The sequence below is a fragment of the Variovorax sp. Varisp85 genome (assembly GCF_047304045.1).
Taxonomy (GTDB): Bacteria; Pseudomonadota; Gammaproteobacteria; order Burkholderiales; family Burkholderiaceae_C; genus Variovorax.
Genome location: NZ_JBGLYN010000009.1, coordinates 93,489 through 110,150 on the forward strand (window position 1 = coordinate 93,489; position 16,662 = coordinate 110,150).

Here is a 16,662-nt window from a genome sequence, read left to right on the forward strand (position 1 = left end):
AAGCACCTGCCTACCAGTCTTCCTTCACCGCCAACACCACATCCCTGCCGGCCGCCGCCCGCCCTGCCAGCCAGGCGGTGACGGTGCCCGCCACCACCACCGCGCCGCACAGCGCCAGCAGCCGCAGCCACGGCACCAGCAGGTCCATGCTCCAGTGGAAGCTCTGCGGGTTCACCACCTTCACCAACACCACCGACACGGCCAGCCCGAGCAGCAGCCCCGCGACCGCGCCGATGGCCGTCCACGCGGCGCCTTCGCCCGCCACTACCGCCAGCACCTGCCGCCGTGTGAAGCCCAGGTGTGCGAGCAGGCCGAACTCCTTGCGCCGTGCCAGCACCTGCGCGCTGAAGCTCGCGGCGATGCCGAACAGGCCGATGGCGATGGCCACCGCCTGCAGCCAGTAGGTCACGGCAAAGCTGCGGTCGAAGATGCGCAGCGAGGTCGTGCGGATCTGGCCGACCGAGGCGATCTCGACGGACTCCGCAGAGCCGCCTTCCTGGCGCGCCGCCAGTGCGCGCATCTGTGCCTGCACCGCGCCTTCCGACGCACCGGGCGCGAGCCACAGCGCCACGTCGCTCACGTTGCGTTCGCCGGTGATGCGTTCGAAATCGCGCGCGTCCATCGTGACCGTGCCGAACTGCCGCGCATAGTCGCGCCACACGCCCGCCACGAAGAACACCTGCGGCTTCTTCGTGCCGGCTGCCACGCCCATTGCGGCCGACAGCGGCGCGAACGCGGTGCCCGGCTTCGCGCCGTACAGCTCGACCATCGGCTCGCTCACGTAGATGCCGACCTGCCCCTCGGGCACCGGCAGCGCGACGCCCACCAGCGGCAGCGACTGCGTGGCGCCGCCTTCGAGGCTGCGCGCGATCAGCGTGACCGCGGGCCGGGTCGCGTCGAGCTGCAGTGTCTTCGTGCGCAGCGTGCCCGTGCGCGCCACGCCGGGCAACTGCGCCAGCGCCTGCACGAAGGCGGGCGGGAAGGTCGCGGTGTCGGTGCTGCTGCTGTTGCCGGCGTTGCCGCCGCGCCCACCCGCAGTGGCGCGCAGGTACAGGTCGGCCGGCAGGACCACGTCGAGCCAGTGCGTGACCGAATCGCGAAAGCTGGCGACCATCACCGTGAGCGCGACCGCGAGGCTCAGGCTCGCGACCACGCCGCTCACTGCCACGGCCGCCGTGCCCCGCATGCGGCGCGCGCGCTCGATGGCCAGCATCGGCAGCACGCGTTGCGCGAACGCGGGCGCGATGCGGTCGTACAGCAGCGCGATGAGCCAGGGCAGGGCGGTGATGCCGCCCACCAGCAGGCAGGCCACCGACAAATACGCGGCCACTGGAATGCCGCCGATGGCCGGCACGTTGGCCAGCACCGCGCCGAGCGCGATCAGCCCCAGCGCCAGCCAGTGGCTGTTGCCCTGGGTAGGCGCCGCGCCCAGCCCCTTGAGTGTTTGCGCTTCGGGCAGCGCCTGCGCCGCGCGCGCGGGCCACCAGCCGCCAACCAATGCGGCCACCACGCCGAGTCCGCCGTAGAGCGCCGCCGCGCCGCTGCTCCAGTGCAGCTTGGGCGCGACGCCTTCGAAATACCCGCCGCCCAGGTCGCCGCCGAGCACCCGCAGCGCAAAGGCCGCGAGCGCGGTGCCGAGCACGAGCCCGGCCGTGCTGCCGATCAGACCCAGCACCAGCGATTCGGTCAGCACCAGCCGCAGCCGTTCGCGCGGCGTCAGGCCCAGCACGCCGAGCAGCGCGAACTGCTGCGCGCGCTTGGCCACGCTGAGCGCCAGCACCGAGAACACCAGGAACGCGCCCGTGAAGAGCGCCACCAGCGCCAGTACCGTCAGGTTGACGCGGTAGGCGCGCGACAGGTTGCTCACGCGCTCGGCCGCATCGCCGGGCTCGGCGAACTGCACGCCTGCGGGCCAGCCCGGCGACTGCTGCAGCGAGGCCATGAAGGCGGCCCTGTCGGTACCGGGTGCCAGCCGAAGGTCGATGCGGCTGAGCCGGCCGACCTGGCCGAACAGCTCCTGCGCGGCCGCGATGTCCATCACCGCGAGCGCCGAGCCGCTGGCGGCGACGTGGCCGGACACGTCGAGCCGCTGCCAGGCATCGCCGCTGCGCAGCTGCATCGTCTCCACGACGCCACCGCCGGGCGCTTGCGCGGGCAGGCCCAGCGCGGTGCGCGCCGCGGTGTTGAGAAACACATGGCCCGGTGCGAACAGCGCAAAGCGATCGGCACCGGCTGCGGCCTGTGGCATCAGCGCCGGGGCGATGGCAGGCAGCACCAGCGCATCGACGCCGATCACGCGCATCGGAACCTGGCGCTCGCCCGCCAGCGCCAGGCCCTGGAGCTCGACCACGGGGCTCGCCAGCGTCACCTGCGGATGACGGGCCAGCCGCGCGAACACGGCCTCGTCGAAGCCACCCTGCACGGCGCGCACTTCCAGGTCGGGCTGGCCGTTGACCGAGCGCACCGCGCTCGCGAACTCGTCGAGCGCCGACGCATTGATCAGCTGCACCGAGAAGGCCAGCGCCACACCCAGCATCACCGCCAGCACGGCCGCCGCATTGCGCCAGGGGTGATGGCGGAGTTCCTGCCAGGAGAAGGTGGTGAGCAATGCGCGCATGGGCCGATTGTCGCGATGTGCGCGGATCGAAGCTGCTGGTGCGCGAGACTGAGCCGGTGGCCGCGCCGCGGGAGTGACGGCGGCGTTGATGAAGAGTCGGCCGCTCAGAGCCGGTCCGACATCGCATGCAGATACGCACGCACCACCGCGCTGGCGCTGAGCCCGATGGCCCGGTCGTAGGCCTGCCGTGCCGCCGCCCGTGCACCGCCGGCCGCGAGCAGATGGGCGCGCGCCGCCCAGAAGGGCTGGTAGTTCGTCACCTCATTGGCCGCAATGGCATCGAGCGCCCGCAGGCCGGTTTCAGATCCGCGCGCATTGGCGAGCGCGCAGGCGCGGCTGACCTGTGCCCCGACGCTCGGCCGCAGCGCCAGCAGGCCCTCGTACAGGGCCACCAGTGTTTCGGGCGGCACCGGTGCGCCGGCGCGGCGCTCGCAGTGTGCCGACTGGATCGCCGCCTCCAGCTGGTAGGCGCCGAGCGACTGCATGGCGCAGGCTCGCCGCAGATGGTGTTCAGCTTGCGTGAGCAGTTCATGGTCCCAGCGCGTGATGTCCTGCTGATCGAGCGGCACATAAGCGCCGGCATCGCTGCGGCGCGCGGCCGTGCGGGCCTCGCAGAACAGCATCAGCGCGAGCAGGCCGAGCGGCTCGGGTTCGTTCGGCATCAGGCCACAGAGGATGCGGCAGAGGTCGATGGCCTCGGCCGTGAGGCCGCGGGGCAGGGCGTCGGCGCCGTCCACGTCGTCCCAGCCGGTGCCGTAGGCGGCGTAGATGCCGTCGAGCACGTCCTGCAGCCGCTGCGGCAGGTCGCGCGCTCGCGGATATTCGAAGGGAATGCCGGCCGCGCGGATGCGGGCCTTGGCGCGCACCAGCCGCTGGCCCAGCGTGGCCGGCGCGGTGAGGAAGGCGCCGGCCATGCGCGCGGCGTCGAGCCCGAGCACGGTCTGCAGCATGAGCGGTGCGCGCGCGGCCGCGTCGATGGCCGGATGCGCACACACGAAAAGCAGGCGCAGCCGCTCGTCGGGCACGGCCGTGCCGTCGGTGGTGCCTTCGTCGACCTCGCCGGCCAGCAACATCAGGCTTTGCGTGGCCGCGTCCTGTACGCGGGTGTGGCGCCAGGCGTCGAGCTTGCGGTGCCGCGCCACGCTCAGCAGCCATGCGTCGGGCTGTGCGGGAATGCCATCGGCCGGCCAGCGCTCGAGTGCTCGCGCGAAGGCGTCGGCCAATGCGTCTTCCGATGCGGCGATGTCGTGCGTGCGCGCCGACAGGATGGCCAGCAGCCGGCCATACGAATCGCGCGCCGCACGCTCGGCGGCCTGGCGAGCTGCCGGATTGCTCACCCGAGAACCTCCGCGCTCCGCGCTGCGGTATTCGCCTTGGGAGCGGCCCGGCGGCTCATGCCGTTGCTACAGCCGTGGCCGTGAAGACGGGCCGGACCTCCACTCCACCGCTGGTGGCGCAGGGGGCACGCGCCGCCCACTCGAGTGCCACGTCGAGGTTGGGCACGTCGACCACGAAGTAGCCGCCGAGCTGCTCCTTGGTGTCGGCGAAGGGGCCGTCCTGCACCTGGCGCTTGTCGCCGCGCACGCGCAGCGTGGTGCCGGTCATGGGCGGGAAAAGGCCGTGGCCGCCGAGCGAAATGCCGGCCTGGCGCACGGCGTCGGCGTACGCGACCCAGCTGGCCCGGTAGGCCTGCGAGGACGCATCTTCGCGTTGTTCGAATTCGGCCGCGGGCTGATAGAACATCAACATGTACTGCATGGTGTCTCTCCGTCATGGAAAAGGCTGTCGAGCAGGATCGCTCACCACAATGACGGCCCGCCGGCGGTCATTTCGACACGCAGGGCGTGCCGAGCAGAAGATTTTTTACGCGATTGCCGTCGGGTGCAATGCCCGCCCCGAAGGCGCGAACATCGCCTCCATCTCGCTGCGCAGCTTGTAGGCTGCGGTCGTCCTGTCGATCGCCACGTCGGCCCAGCTCAGGCTCTGGCCCTTCTTCACCGGGCGCACCAGCTTGACGTTGTGCGCCAGCCCGAGCGGCAGGCCGCCCAGGCGCAGAGAGCGCTCGGCCGGCAGCAGCTTGCCCCACACCGTGTAGCCGCCTTCGCCGTCGAGCATTTCGCCTGCCGGCAGGTCGCGCTTGGCGGTGGCGACCACGTCGGCGTTCCAGCAGGTGGCGACACCGGTGGGCTCGCCGCGCAGCGCTACGCTGGCCACCGACATGCCGACTTCGAGGCCGATCAGATGCCAGCGCTTGTAGAGCGTGAAGTAGCGCCCGCTGGGGTCGGTGTGGGCGTTGTATTCCTCGAAGCAGTTCCGGATGTAGTCGGTCTCGGCCTCGACCGTGACCCACACGCCCATGCGGATGTCGTACGGGATCTTCCGCCCGTCGGCCTCCAGCGAGGACACCACCTCGACCATGCCCTTGCGCTCCAGCACGCCGCCCTCGCTCTTCGGCCGCGTGACGAAGGGAATGTCCTCCACGCTCGCGGGCGGGTAGAGCAGGCCGTCCGACGGCACGGTGAGGCCGGTGGCGTTGGCGACCGCCGAGCTTTCGATGGAAGGCTTGGAGCCGTCGAGAAAGCTGTTGAACATCTTCGGGTTGAGACCGCCGCGCCTGGCCTGCTCGGGCGTGAGGCCGTAGTTGCCCCACACCGTCTCGGGAGTCGATTCGGTGAAGTGCGGCAGCCACTTGTGGCCGCGCCCGGCCGCCACCACCGGAAAGCCGCAGGTGCGCGCCCAGTCGACCAGGTCGCAGATCAGCGCGGGCTGGTCGCCGAAGGCGAGCGAATACACCACGCCGGCCTGCTGTGCCCGGCGGGCGAGCAGCGGGCCGCAGAAGGCATCGGCCTCGACCGTCACGTTCACCACGTGCTTGCCGTGCGCGAATGCGTCCAGGCAGTGGTCGACCGCGGCGATCGGGTTGCCCGTGCACTCGACCACGATGTCGATCGATGGCTCGCGCGTCACGGCCTGCCAGTCGTCGGTGATCCAGGTGGTGCCTTGCTTCAGCGCTTCCTGCGCCGAAGCCGCGGCGGCGCGCCCCGCCTTCCAGCCCACGCGTTCGAGGTTGACACGGGCCGCGTCGGGCGAGAGGTCGGCAATGGCGACCAGTTGCACGCCGGGCGTGCGCGGAATCTGCGCGAGGTACATCGCGCCGAACTTGCCGGCGCCAATCAGGCCGATGCGGACGGGGCGGCCTTCTGCGGCGCGCTGCTGCAGGCGGGCGTGCAGACTCATGTCGTTCAGGCCTCCACGGTGTCGAGCACGTCGAGCGAGGTGCGCAATGCGCTCTCTGGCAGGCCGTTCTTCCACGGCACCTCGACGGGGTAGGGCTTCAGCAGGCAGTCGTCGGGCAGCATCTCGATGGGCGTGAAGTTTCGGTGCGCGATGTACTCGGGCCGCTTGTGGCGCCGGATGTGATTGCTGACGGCGCACAGGCTCAGGTACACCGCCACGCGGTTGAAGGGCGAGAGGTTGCTGCCCGATGCATGTACGAGGCAGCTGTGAAAGAGGATCATCGAGCCGGCCGGGCCCTTGGGCGAGACGATGCCGCCGTGCTTGCCGCCCGCGCGATCGACCAGCTGGCGGATCAGGTCGTTGTCCACGGTCCACAGCGGGTAGCTGGTGGTCGTGAGGTCATGCTTCGCATCGACCACGCCCTTGCGGTGGCTGCCCGGAATGAACATCAGCGGGCCGTTGTGCTCGGTCACCTCGTCGAGAAAGATCGCGACGTTCATCGCGCGTTCGGTGGGCATCAGGTCATCGTTGAGCCAGGTGCCGTAGTCCTGGTGCCACTGCCACACGTCGCCCTCGAAGGCCATCTTGCCGTTGATCTTGAACTGGTGCATGTAGACCTCTTCGTCGAAGAGGTCGGTCACCGGGCCGACCATGCGCGGATGGCGCGCCAGGCGGGCGAAGGGCTCGCTGACGAGGTGCGCGGCAAAGTTCGTGCGCACGGCGTCGGAGCCTTTCTCGCGCACGTTGAAGGCCTCGCGCCTGCTGTAGAGATCGGGCACCGCGTCGGTCAGCACCCTGGTTTCTTCAGCCGAGAAATGGCCGGGAAAGAACAGATAGCCGTCGCGCTCGAACTGCGCGCGTTGCTCGGGGGGCAGCTTCATGCCTTGTCTCCTTTTTTCTGCGTGGTGGTGGATGCGGTGCGCGCCAGTTGCTGCGCGAGCCGTTCGCTCAATGCCTGGCTGGCCCGAGAGACGTGTTCTTCGCTCAGGCGTGCGGCGCGGTCCGCGTTGCCGGCGGCAATGGCCGCGGCGATCGCCTCGTGCTCGTCCCACAGCGATTCGCGCTGCGGCTCCGCCTGCAGCACCGCGCCCATCGCGCGGCGCAGGTGACGCCAATGCGGGTCGGCGCTCTGGCCGATCAGCGGGTTGCCCGAGGCCTCGTAGATGGCCTGGTGAAAGGCCACGTCCGCATCGATCATGGCTTCGACATTGCGCCCGCGCGCGGCACGCCGGCCGCGTTCGATGAGCTTCAGGTCGATGCGAAAACGCTGGCGCGCCGCGAGCCGTGCGGCCAGCACGTCGAGCGCGCCACGCACCTGGTAGACCTGGCGCATCGCCTCAGCTTCCAGCGGCGCCACCAGCACGCCGCGGCCGGGCGCGTCGAGCACGAAGCCGTCTTTCTTGAGCAGCCGCAGCGCCTGGAGCACGGGCTGGCGAGACACCGAGAGGCGCTGAGCGATGTCTTCCTGCGTGATGCGTTCGCCCGGCGCGAGCGTGCCGCTGCTGATGGCGCCGAGCAGGGCGCGGTAGACCTGGTCGACGAGGTCGGGAGCGACTTCGATGCTGAGGAGCTGGGCGGGCATGTCGGCTTTCTTCGAACTCTGTATACAGAGTACAGAAATTGCGCGAGCATGCATCCCGGGTTTTTACCCATCGGGGCTGCAAAAAAACGCGAGCCCCCGCTAAGCTCGGCCCATGCAATTACCTACCTATGACGACGTCATTGCCGCGGCCGCGCGGCTCGAAGGCCATGCCCACCGCACGCCGGTGCTGCGCTCGGCCACCGCCAACGAACGCTGGGGCGCCGAGTTCTTCTTCAAGTGCGAGAACTTCCAGCGCATGGGCGCATTCAAGTTCCGCGGCGCGTTCAACGCGCTGTCGAAGTTCGATGCCGCGCAGCGCAAGGGCGGCGTGATCGCGTTCTCGTCGGGCAACCATGCGCAGGCCATCGCGCTGTCGGCGCGCCTGCTGGCGATGCCGGCGGTGATCGTCATGCCCAAGGACGCGCCAGCCGCCAAGGTCGCCGCCACCAAGGGCTACGGCGCGGAAGTGGTGATGTACGACCGCTTCACCGAAGACCGCGAGGCGCTGACGAAGCGGCTCGCGCAGGAGCGCGGCATGACGATGATCCCGCCCTACGACCATCCCGACGTGCTCGCGGGGCAGGGCACGGCGGTGAAGGAACTGATCGAGGAAACCGGCCCGCTCGACCACCTGTTCGTGTGCCTGGGCGGCGGCGGGTTGCTGTCGGGTTCGGCGCTGTCGGCGCGCGCGCTGGCGCCGAACTGCAGGGTCTATGGCGTCGAGCCCGAGGCGGGCAACGACGGCCAGCAGTCGTTCCGTGCGGGGAAGATCGTGCACATCGAAACGCCGAAGACCATTGCCGACGGTGCACAGACGCAGCACCTGGGCGAGTACACCTTCGGCATCATCCGCCGTGACGTGGACGACATCTTCACCGTCACCGACGAGCAGCTCGTCGACGCGATGCGCTTCTTCGCCGAGCGCATGAAGATGGTGGTGGAGCCGACCGGCTGCCTTGCCTTTGCAGGCGCCATTGCGGCCGGCAAGGCCGTCGCCGGACAGCGCGTCGGCATCGTAATCAGCGGCGGCAACGTCGACCTGTCGCGCTACGCCGCGCTGATCGCGCCGCAGTAGTTCAGGCGCGTATTCCGCCGGCCGTCAGGTGCAGCAGGCGGTCGGCCCGGGCCGCCGCGCTCTCAGAGTGCGTCACCAGCACCAGCGATGCACCGTGCTCGCGGGTCTGGCTGATCAGCAGTTCCATCACCTTTGCAGCGGTGGACGGATCGAGGTTGCCCGTGGGCTCGTCGGCCAGCAGCAGGGCGGGGCGGTGCACCAGCGCGCGCGCAATCGCCACGCGCTGCAACTGGCCGCCCGACAGCGTCTGCGGCAGCCGAGCGCCCATGCCGGGCAGGCCCACCGATTCGAGCATGTGCGCGACGCGGGCGTCGTCCTTCTGCTGTGCGCCGAGCAGCATCAGCGGCAGCGACACGTTCTGCGCCACGTCGAGGTGCGGCAGCACGTGGAAGGCCTGGAACACGAAGCCGACGTGCCGCCGCCGCCAGAGCGCGCAGGCCTCGCCGTCGAGCGCGCCGATGTCGGTGCCTTCGTGCGTGACCGTGCCCTGGTCCCAGCTGTCGAGGCCGGCCATGCAGTTGAGCAGCGTCGACTTGCCGACGCCCGATTCGCCTACGACGGCGACGAACTCGCCGGGCCGGACCTCCAGCGTCACGTTCTCGAAGACAGGCGCATCGCCGTAGTGCTTGCCGAGGTTGGAAATGCGCAGCGTCATCCGGGGCTTGTGGTCTTGGCGATCAGTTGAACGGCGGCCTGCACCGCGTCGGGCGCGTCGCAGGCGATCACGGTGCGCTGCGGCATGCTGCGCAGCCAGGTGATCTGCCGCTTGGCAAGCTGGCGCGTGACGGCAATGCCGCGTTCGCGCAGCTCGGCCATGGCCTTGGCGGAGGGCGCCGCGTTGCCGCAGGCATCGAGCGTTTCCCACGCCTGCCGGTAGCCAACGCAGCGCATCGAGGGCAGCTCGGTCGACAGGTCGCCGCGCGCGCGCAACGAGCGCACTTCGTCGAGGAAGCCGGCCGCAAGCATCGCGTCGAAGCGCTCGGCGATGCGCGTGTGCAGCCAGGCGCGGTCGACCGGTTCGAGCGAGAACAGCACGCCGCCTTCGACAGCCTTGGCGGTCTTGTTGTCGCTCGCATGAAAGCTCGACAGCGGCTGGCCGCTGCTCTCCCACACTTCGAGCGCGCGCTGGATGCGCTGGCTGTCCTGCGGCGCGAGCCGCGCGGCCGTGACCGGGTCGACCTGCGCGAGCCGCGCGTGCATGGCCGGCCAGCCGAGCGTGGCGGCTTCCGCATCGATGCGCGCGCGCACTGCGGCATTGGCCGTGGGCATGGCGTCGATGCCGTCGAACAGCGCCTTGAAATAAAGCATCGTGCCGCCCACCAGCAGCGGCAGCGCGCCGCGCGCGCGGATCTCGCCGATGAGCCGAGTGGCGTCGGCCACGAACGCGGCGGCGCTGTAGCTCTCGCGCGGATCGAGGATGTCGATCAGGTGATGCGGCACGGCGGCCTGTTCGGCGGGCGTGGGCTTGGCGGTGCCGATGTTCATGCCGCGGTAGACGAGTGCCGAATCCACCGAGACGATTTCCACCGGCTGGATGCGCGCGAGCGCCAGCGCGGCGGCCGTCTTGCCCGAAGCGGTGGGGCCGGCCAGCGCCACGTAGCGCGGCGGATCGGAGCGCGCAGCGGCGGGCGATGCCGGAGAAGCCGGAGAGGGGGCCTCGGCGGCCGGTGCGAAGCTGGGAGACATGATGCGCCGAGGGTAGCAAATGGCGCGTGCCGGTTTGCGGACCGGGGCGGATGGCCCGCGGCCGCGCTTCCCGGGCCCACGCGTTGACGGCGCAGTCTTGGAGTTTCAGGCAAGAACACGCGCGAATCAGGCTAGCGGCCGACGGGTCTTCGCCCGACACTGGCCGGCGACGTGCCGGCCCGCATGCCGCGGCATGCGCAGAGGGCCATCCGTCGAATCAGACAATTCCTTTTTCTCACGATGCCATGACGAAAACAGAAACGACCGAACTCCAGCGGATTCAGCCATGCGGCACGGACCGCGCCGCGAGGGCGCCGGGCTCCCTTGTCGCCTCCTTCGCAATGGTCCTGGGCCTTGGTGCGGGCGCCGTGTGGCCACTGCACGCCGCAGCGAGCCAGGCGCTGGCGCAAAAGTATTCATGCGTCGCATGCCACCAGCCCGCGACCAAGGTGGTGGGCCCGTCCTGGAAAGACATCGGCGCCAAATACGGCGACGGCAAGGGCACGGCCGCACAGTTGGCCGCAAGCATCAAGGCAGGCAGCTCGGGCAAATGGGGCGCGATGCCGATGCCGCCGCAGGCCCAGGTGCCCGATGCCGACCTGCAGTCGCTGGCCCAGTGGCTGCTCGACGGCGCCAAGTGAATCCGACCCTCAACCACCCACGGAGAAAAAGAACATGAGTGCGCTCCACGTCAATGGCCGTGAACACACGGTCGATGCCGATCCCGGCACCCCCATCCTCTGGGCCCTGCGCGACTCGCTGGGCATGACCGGCACCAAGTTCGGCTGCGGTGCCGCGCTGTGCGGTGCCTGCACCGTGCACATGGACGGCCAGGCCATCCGCTCGTGCATCACGCCCATCGCCGCGGCCGAAGGCAAGAAGATCACCACCATCGAGGCCGCCACCGACGGCAGCGACAAGGTCGGCGCCGCGGTGCACGCCGCCTGGGTGCGGCACGACGTCGCGCAGTGCGGCTACTGCCAGAGCGGCCAGATCATGAGCGCGACCGCGTTCCTGAAGTCGCTCCCCGCGGGCAAGCAGCCCAGCGCCGACGAGATCGACTCGGCCATGGCCGGCAACATCTGCCGCTGCGGCACCTATGCGCGCATCCGCGCCGCCGTGGCCGATGCGGCCCGAACCCTCGCCTGAAGGAGTCCTCATGCTGCCCTCCATCGACTACCACGACCTGCCGCGCGCCCTGCAGCGCCTGATGGCCCAGGCTTCGGCCGAAGAGCCCGCCACGCTGCCTCGCCGCAGCTTCCTCAAGATGGCCGGTGCCGGCGGCCTCGCGCTCGGCGCCTTTCCCCACCTGGCCATGGCGCAGGCCGATGGTGCAAAGCCAGCGGCCGGCGGCCTCAAGCCGACGCAGCAACCCTCGGCCTTCGTGCAGATCGCGCCCAGCGGCGAAGTCACGGTGACCATCAACCGGCTCGAATTCGGCCAGGGCGTGCAGACCGGCCTGCCGATGATCCTGGCCGAGGAACTGGACGCCGACTGGGCGCTGGTGCGCAGCCGCAACGGCACGAACGATGCGGCATACGCAGACCCGCTGTTCGGCATGCACCTGACCGGCGGCTCCAATTCGATCAAGAACAGCTTCACGCAGTACCGCGAACTCGGCGCCCGCGCCCGGGCCATGCTGCTGTCGGCTGCGGCGGCGCGCTGGAAGGTCGACCCGGCCACGCTGCGCACGCAGGCCGGCACGGTGCTGGGCCCGGGCGGCCGCAAACTGGGCTACGGCGAACTGGCCGAGGCGGCCATGGCGCTGCCGGTGCCCGAGAAGGTCACGTTGAAGAACCCCAAGGACTTCCGGATCATCGGCCGCGCAACGACGCGCCTGGACGCGCGCGCCAAGAGCAGCGGAAAGCAGGACTTCGGCATCGACGTGCGGCAGCCGGGCCAGCTCACGGCCGTGGTGGCGCATCCGCCGGTGTTCGGCGCCCGCCTGGCCTCGGTGGACGACAGCGCCGCGCGCGCCGTCAAGGGCGTGAAGGCCGTGGTGCGCATCCCGCTGGACCGCGGCGCCGAAGGCGTGGCCGTGGTGGCCGACGGCTACTGGCCGGCCAAGCTGGGCCGCGACGCGCTGAAGCTGCAATGGGACACGGCCGCCGTGGAAAAGGTGGACAGCGACAAGCAGCTGGTCCAATACCGTGACCTCGCCGGCCGTCCCGGCAATCGCAAGTTCGACGCCGACATGGCACCGCTGGCCACCGCGCCGCGCAAGCTCGAGGCCGAGTTCGTGTTTCCGTACCTCGCGCACGCGCCGATGGAGCCACTGAACTGCACCGTGAAGCTGTCGGACGGACGCGCCGAACTGTGGGTCGGCACCCAGAGCGCCGACCTCGACGGCCAGGCTGCGGCACGCACGCTGAAGCTCGATCCCTCGCAGGTGAAGGTGAACGTGCAGATGGCGGGCGGCGGTTTCGGCCGGCGCTTCGTGGGCTCGAGCGACTTCGTGGTCGAGGCCTGCGAGATCGCCAAGGCCACGCGCGCGGCAGGCCTCGACGCGCCCGTGCGCCTGCTGTGGAGCCGCGAGGACGACATCAAGGGCGGCTACTACCGCCCCATGCACCTGCACCGCGCGCGCATCGGCTTCGACGAGCGAGGCAAGATCCTGGCTTGGGACCACGTCATCGTGGGCCAGTCCATCACCGCGGGCACGGTGTTCGCCGGGATGATGGTGAAGGATGGCATCGACGCCACGGCCGTCGAGGGCATGCGCGATCCGTACCCGGTGCCGATGCGCCTCACGGTACACCATCCGCAGGTCAACGTGCCGGTGCTGTGGTGGCGCAGCGTGGGTTCCACCCACACCGCCTTCGTGATGGAAACACTGATCGACGAGATCGCCCGCAGCACCAGGCAGGACCCGGTGGCCTACCGCATGCAGCTGTTCGGCGACAAGCACCCGCGCCATCGCGCCGCGCTGCAGCTGGCCGTGGACAAGAGCGGCTACGGCAAGAAGAAGCTGGCGGATGGCCGCGCCTGGGGCGTGGCGGTGCACGAGTCCTTCGAATCTGTGGTGGCCTACGTGGTGGAAGCCTCGGTCAAGGACGGCCAGCCGGTGCTGCACCGCGTGACCAGCGGCGTGCACTGCAACCTCGCCGTCAACCCGCGCAGCGTGGAGGCGCAGGTGCAGGGCGCGGCGGTGATGGGGCTGTCGACCTGCCTGCAAGGCAGCGCGATCACGCTGAAGGACGGCGTGGTGCAGCAGGGCAACTTCGGCGACTTCACCGTGGCGCGCATCACGCAGGTGCCGGAGTTCGACATCCACATCGTGCCCAGCGCCGATGCGCCCAAGGGGATGGGCGAGCCCGGCCTGCCGCCGCTGGCGCCCGCGTTCGCCAATGCCGTCGCGCAGCTGACGGGCAAGCCTTTGCGGCAACTGCCTTTCAACCTGGCCTGATACGGGATTGCGTTCGAAGGGGGTTGTCCTTTCGAACGCAGCCCCGGGCTAGATCGCCGCGGGCACGCTGCTCGCGCGCGCCTCGCCGTGCACGTCCTGCGGAGCCAGCGAGGGCGGCGACAGCTTCGGCTGGTTGCGCGCCACCATGCCCTCGGGCTTCATGCGGAACAGCTGTGCCAGCGCCGCGCGGTACTGCGCCTCGCCGACCGAGTTGGTGTTGTGGTGCGAGCCGCCTTCGACCAGCACGAACAGCTTGGGCACGGTGGCCGCGTCGTAGAGCTTGCGGCCCAGCGTGGGGTTGATCAGGCTGTCGGCCGTGCCATGCACCACCAGCAGCGGCGCACCGATGTCCTTGACGGTGTTGATGGCCTCGAAGCGCTGCGTGATGAGGGCCCCGAAGGGAAGCCAGCCCCATTTGAAGCCGCTGACCACGTCGGCGATGGAAGTGAAAGTGCTCTCCACGATGGTGCCGCTTTCGTCGTTCACATGCGCCGCCAGGTCGATGCCGATGGCGCCGCCCAGCGAGTGGCCGAAGATGTAGCGGTGCTGCCTGGGATGGCGCGCAGCCAGCCAGGTCCAGGCGGCGCGGGCGTCCTCGCGGGCCGACTCTTCCGAGGGCAGGCCCTTGGAGCTCTTGCCGAAGCCGCGGTAGTCGATCGCCAGAACCGAGAAGCCCAGCTCGTGCATGCGCTGGATGCGCGGCGCCGAGCCGGCCACGTTGTAGCGGGCACCGTGCAGGTACAGCAGCACGGGCGTGTCGGTGGTCTCGGGCGCGCCGCCCAGCCACAGGCCGTGCAGGCGGGCGGGCTCACCGGTGGTGGACGACTGGAAATCGATCCACACGTCTTCCATGCCCTTGGCCATGGTGGCGGTATTGCCCCAGCTGCTATCGCTGGGCTGAAAGATCCATTCGCGCTGCCGCTCGTCGAGCGTCGAGCAGCCGGCGGCCAGCAGGGCACACAGCGAGAGGACAGACGCGAGGAGGGTCCAGCGTTTCATCATGGGGTTGAAGGACAGCAGAGCCGGCTGAAAAGTTCATCTGCTTTCACCGAGGTGCGCCGACACTGCACTTTGGTAACCCCCCGAAACAACGCTCGCTGGCGTCTTGACGAACCTATGCAACGTACGTGCCCACAATTCCGATGACGGCGGAAAACCCTAGAAAAAAGGCCTAAAAACGCGGATCTGCCTATCGGCCACGCATGAACAGCGAATCGAGCTCGCGGATCGACAGCTGGCGCCAGGTCGGCCGGCCGTGGTTGCATTGGTCCGAACGTTCTGTTGCTTCCATCTGGCGTAACAGTGCGTTCATCTCGTCGATGGTGAGCTTTCGGTTGGCCCGCACTGCCCCGTGGCAGGCCATGGTGGACAGCAGTTCGTTCTGGGCGCGTTGCACCACGGTGCTCGCGTCGTGCTGGCCCAGCTCGGCCAGCACGCTGCGCGCCAGTTCCACCGGATCGCCGTCGGCCAGTGTTCCGGGCACGGCACGCACCGCGAGGGTGCGCGCCGAGAAGGGGGTGATTTCCAGGCCCAGCGTCGGCAGCACTTCGGCGCAGGCTTCGGCCGTGGCCACTTCCTGCGGCGTGGCGGCGAAGGTGGCCGGGATCAGCAGCGGCTGGCTGGCGATGGCTGCGCCTTCGAGCTGCGTCTTGAGTCGCTCGTAGACGATGCGCTCGTGCGCAGCGTGCATGTCGACGATCACCAGGCCCTGGCTGTTCTCGGCCAGGATGTAGATGCCCTGCAGTTGGGCCAGCGCGCGGCCCAGCGGCCAGGCCTCCTCGTTGGTGGCGAGGGGGGCGGTGTCGGCGCGGTCGTCCGCGGGCAGCCCTGCGGATGGCGGGAACGTCGTCGCAACCGCACTGGCGGAAGGCCAAAGGAGCGAGGCGGTGGGCTCCGCCGTATGCGCCAACTGCTCGCTGCGCCTGGGCCACATGGCCTCGAAGTCGCCGGCGCCGCGTTCCCGCGCCGTGAAATTGATGGCGGGCTGCGCCCAACTGGCGTTCGATGGCAGCGGGGCCTGCTTGAAGAACGGCTGCGGTGCGCCCGCGGCCACCACGGCGTCGCCCGCGCGTGGAGCCGCCAGCGCGTCCTCGATGGCGTGGCGCACCGCCTGGTGCACCTCGCGCCCGTCGCGAAAGCGCACTTCGATCTTGGTCGGATGCACGTTCACGTCGACGCGCGCCGGATCGATTTCGAGGTACAGCGCATAGATCGGCTGGCGCTGTCCGTGCAGCACGTCTTCGTACGCGCTGCGCACCGCGTGCGAGAGCACCTTGTCGCGCACGAAGCGGCCGTTGACGTAGAAGAACTGCTGGTCGCCGCGCGAGCGCGCCGCATCGGGAATGCCGGCGCGGCCGATCACGCGCACCGGGCCGCCTTCGCGCTCGACGGCCACGCTCTGCGCCACGAAATCGTCGCTCAGTGCATCGGCCAGCCGCTGCTCGCGCGTGGTGGCGGCGCGCCACTGCTCGACCAGCTTGCCGTCATGCCAGACCGAAAAGCCCACCTCCGGCCGTGCCAGCGCGTGGCGGCGCACCGCCTCGATGCAATGGGCCAGTTCGGTGGCGTCGGTCTTCAGGAACTTGCGGCGCGCGGGGGTTGCGAAGAACAGCTCGCGCACCTCGATCGTGGTGCCGGTGGAGCGGGCCACGGGCCGCAATTCGCCGGTGCGGCCGTCGAGTGCGAAGGCACCGTCGGAACCGGCGAAGCGCGAAAGGATGCTGAGTTCGGCGATCGCATTGATGGCGGCCAGCGCTTCGCCCCGGAATCCCATGGTGCCGACCGTTTCGAGGTCGTTGAGGCTCGCGATCTTGCTGGTCGCGTGGCGGCGCAGGGCCACCGTGAGTTCCTCGCGCGGGATGCCCAGGCCGTCGTCCTCGACCGAGATCAGCCGCACGCCGCCCGAGGCCAGCCGCACCGTGATCTGGCCGGCGCCGGCGTCGAGCGCGTTGTCCAGCAATTCGCGCACCACCGAGGCGGGGCGCTCGACGACTTCGCCAGCGGCGATCTGGCTGATCAGCTCGTCGGGGAGTTCGCGGATGGGGCGGCGTTCGGTGGGG

Annotated in this window: 14 protein-coding genes; 4 read left to right on the plus strand and 10 right to left on the minus strand. The window is 69.8% G+C overall.

The annotated features are described in order from the left end of the window. Nucleotides 1–10 precede the first annotated feature (10 nt). From ACCC97_RS06020 to ACCC97_RS06045, 6 genes are all read right to left on the minus strand, one after another. Nucleotides 11–2,617 carry an FtsX-like permease family protein gene (locus ACCC97_RS06020; protein ID WP_413331862.1) on the minus strand — a complete coding sequence of 869 codons (2,607 nt, stop codon included), beginning with the start codon at nucleotides 2,615–2,617 and terminating at the stop codon, nucleotides 11–13. Nucleotides 2,618–2,721: 104 nt separating this feature from the next. Beyond that, nucleotides 2,722–3,954, minus strand: coding sequence for an RNA polymerase sigma factor (locus ACCC97_RS06025; protein WP_413331863.1), 1,233 nt, complete (start codon nucleotides 3,952–3,954; stop codon nucleotides 2,722–2,724). Nucleotides 3,955–4,009: 55 nt separating this feature from the next. Next, a complete protein-coding gene (locus ACCC97_RS06030; protein WP_007836593.1) occupies nucleotides 4,010–4,375 on the minus strand; it encodes a YciI family protein in 366 nt (121 codons plus the stop codon). 105 nt (nucleotides 4,376–4,480) lie between these two features. Continuing rightward, a complete protein-coding gene (locus ACCC97_RS06035; RefSeq protein ID WP_413331864.1) occupies nucleotides 4,481–5,854 on the minus strand; it encodes an NAD(P)H-dependent oxidoreductase in 1,374 nt (457 codons plus the stop codon). Nucleotides 5,855–5,859: 5 nt separating this feature from the next. After that, the gene (locus ACCC97_RS06040; protein WP_413331865.1) at nucleotides 5,860–6,735 is read right to left on the minus strand and encodes a phytanoyl-CoA dioxygenase family protein; all 876 of its coding nucleotides are present in this window, start codon (nucleotides 6,733–6,735) and stop codon (nucleotides 5,860–5,862) included. Next, nucleotides 6,732–7,436 (minus strand): GntR family transcriptional regulator, encoded by a 705-nt coding sequence (locus ACCC97_RS06045; RefSeq protein ID WP_413331866.1) that lies wholly within the window; start codon nucleotides 7,434–7,436, stop codon nucleotides 6,732–6,734. The genes ACCC97_RS06040 and ACCC97_RS06045 overlap by 4 nt, the downstream gene beginning before the upstream one ends. Nucleotides 7,437–7,548: 112 nt before the next feature. Between ACCC97_RS06045 and ACCC97_RS06050 the strand changes: the two genes are divergently transcribed. Further along, nucleotides 7,549–8,511, plus strand: coding sequence for a threo-3-hydroxy-L-aspartate ammonia-lyase (locus tag ACCC97_RS06050; RefSeq protein WP_413331867.1), 963 nt, complete (start codon nucleotides 7,549–7,551; stop codon nucleotides 8,509–8,511). A gap of 1 nt (nucleotide 8,512) precedes the next feature. Here ACCC97_RS06050 and ACCC97_RS06055 read toward each other — a convergent pair whose 3' ends face one another. Both ACCC97_RS06055 and miaA read right to left on the minus strand, forming a co-directional pair. Then, complete coding sequence (locus tag ACCC97_RS06055) at nucleotides 8,513–9,166, minus strand: ABC transporter ATP-binding protein (protein WP_413312522.1); 654 nt, start codon at nucleotides 9,164–9,166, stop codon at nucleotides 8,513–8,515. Then, nucleotides 9,163–10,197 (minus strand): tRNA (adenosine(37)-N6)-dimethylallyltransferase MiaA, encoded by a 1,035-nt coding sequence (miaA, locus tag ACCC97_RS06060; protein ID WP_413331868.1) that lies wholly within the window; start codon nucleotides 10,195–10,197, stop codon nucleotides 9,163–9,165. Before miaA ends, ACCC97_RS06055 begins: the two co-directional genes overlap by 4 nt. A 245-nt stretch (nucleotides 10,198–10,442) precedes the next feature. Here miaA and ACCC97_RS06065 point away from each other — a divergent pair, with 245 nt between their 5' ends. Genes ACCC97_RS06065 through ACCC97_RS06075 form a run of 3 tightly spaced genes read left to right on the plus strand, consistent with a single transcriptional unit; the run spans nucleotide 10,443 to nucleotide 13,603 of the window. Further along, nucleotides 10,443–10,838, plus strand: a complete 396-nt coding sequence (locus ACCC97_RS06065; RefSeq protein ID WP_413331869.1) for a c-type cytochrome — start codon at nucleotides 10,443–10,445, stop codon at nucleotides 10,836–10,838. A gap of 34 nt (nucleotides 10,839–10,872) precedes the next feature. Further along, entirely contained in the window at nucleotides 10,873–11,346 is a 474-nt protein-coding gene (locus tag ACCC97_RS06070) for a (2Fe-2S)-binding protein (RefSeq protein ID WP_007836578.1), read from the plus strand. A gap of 10 nt (nucleotides 11,347–11,356) precedes the next feature. After that, nucleotides 11,357–13,603, plus strand: coding sequence for a molybdopterin cofactor-binding domain-containing protein (locus tag ACCC97_RS06075; protein WP_413312514.1), 2,247 nt, complete (start codon nucleotides 11,357–11,359; stop codon nucleotides 13,601–13,603). A gap of 48 nt (nucleotides 13,604–13,651) precedes the next feature. Here ACCC97_RS06075 and ACCC97_RS06080 read toward each other — a convergent pair whose 3' ends face one another. Then, complete coding sequence (locus tag ACCC97_RS06080) at nucleotides 13,652–14,602, minus strand: alpha/beta hydrolase (RefSeq protein WP_237726147.1); 951 nt, start codon at nucleotides 14,600–14,602, stop codon at nucleotides 13,652–13,654. Between the two features lie 190 nt (nucleotides 14,603–14,792). Beyond that, the coding region (gene mutL / locus ACCC97_RS06085; RefSeq protein WP_413331870.1) for a DNA mismatch repair endonuclease MutL at nucleotides 14,793–16,662 on the minus strand (1,870 nt) is incomplete at its 5' end.

Coding starts and splice junctions, on each gene's coding strand:
- ACCC97_RS06050 (WP_413331867.1), top strand. CDS start 7,549: ATGCAATTACCTACCTATGACGACGTCATTGCCGCGGCCGCGCGGCTC.
- ACCC97_RS06065 (WP_413331869.1), top strand. CDS start 10,443: ATGACGAAAACAGAAACGACCGAACTCCAGCGGATTCAGCCATGCGGC.
- ACCC97_RS06070 (WP_007836578.1), top strand. CDS start 10,873: ATGAGTGCGCTCCACGTCAATGGCCGTGAACACACGGTCGATGCCGAT.
- ACCC97_RS06080 (WP_237726147.1), bottom strand. CDS start 14,602: ATGAAACGCTGGACCCTCCTCGCGTCTGTCCTCTCGCTGTGTGCCCTG.
- ACCC97_RS06020 (WP_413331862.1), bottom strand. CDS start 2,617: ATGCGCGCATTGCTCACCACCTTCTCCTGGCAGGAACTCCGCCATCAC.
- ACCC97_RS06075 (WP_413312514.1), top strand. CDS start 11,357: ATGCTGCCCTCCATCGACTACCACGACCTGCCGCGCGCCCTGCAGCGC.
- miaA (WP_413331868.1), bottom strand. CDS start 10,197: ATGTCTCCCAGCTTCGCACCGGCCGCCGAGGCCCCCTCTCCGGCTTCT.
- ACCC97_RS06040 (WP_413331865.1), bottom strand. CDS start 6,735: ATGAAGCTGCCCCCCGAGCAACGCGCGCAGTTCGAGCGCGACGGCTAT.
- ACCC97_RS06035 (WP_413331864.1), bottom strand. CDS start 5,854: ATGAGTCTGCACGCCCGCCTGCAGCAGCGCGCCGCAGAAGGCCGCCCC.
- ACCC97_RS06045 (WP_413331866.1), bottom strand. CDS start 7,436: ATGCCCGCCCAGCTCCTCAGCATCGAAGTCGCTCCCGACCTCGTCGAC.
- ACCC97_RS06030 (WP_007836593.1), bottom strand. CDS start 4,375: ATGCAGTACATGTTGATGTTCTATCAGCCCGCGGCCGAATTCGAACAA.
- ACCC97_RS06055 (WP_413312522.1), bottom strand. CDS start 9,166: ATGACGCTGCGCATTTCCAACCTCGGCAAGCACTACGGCGATGCGCCT.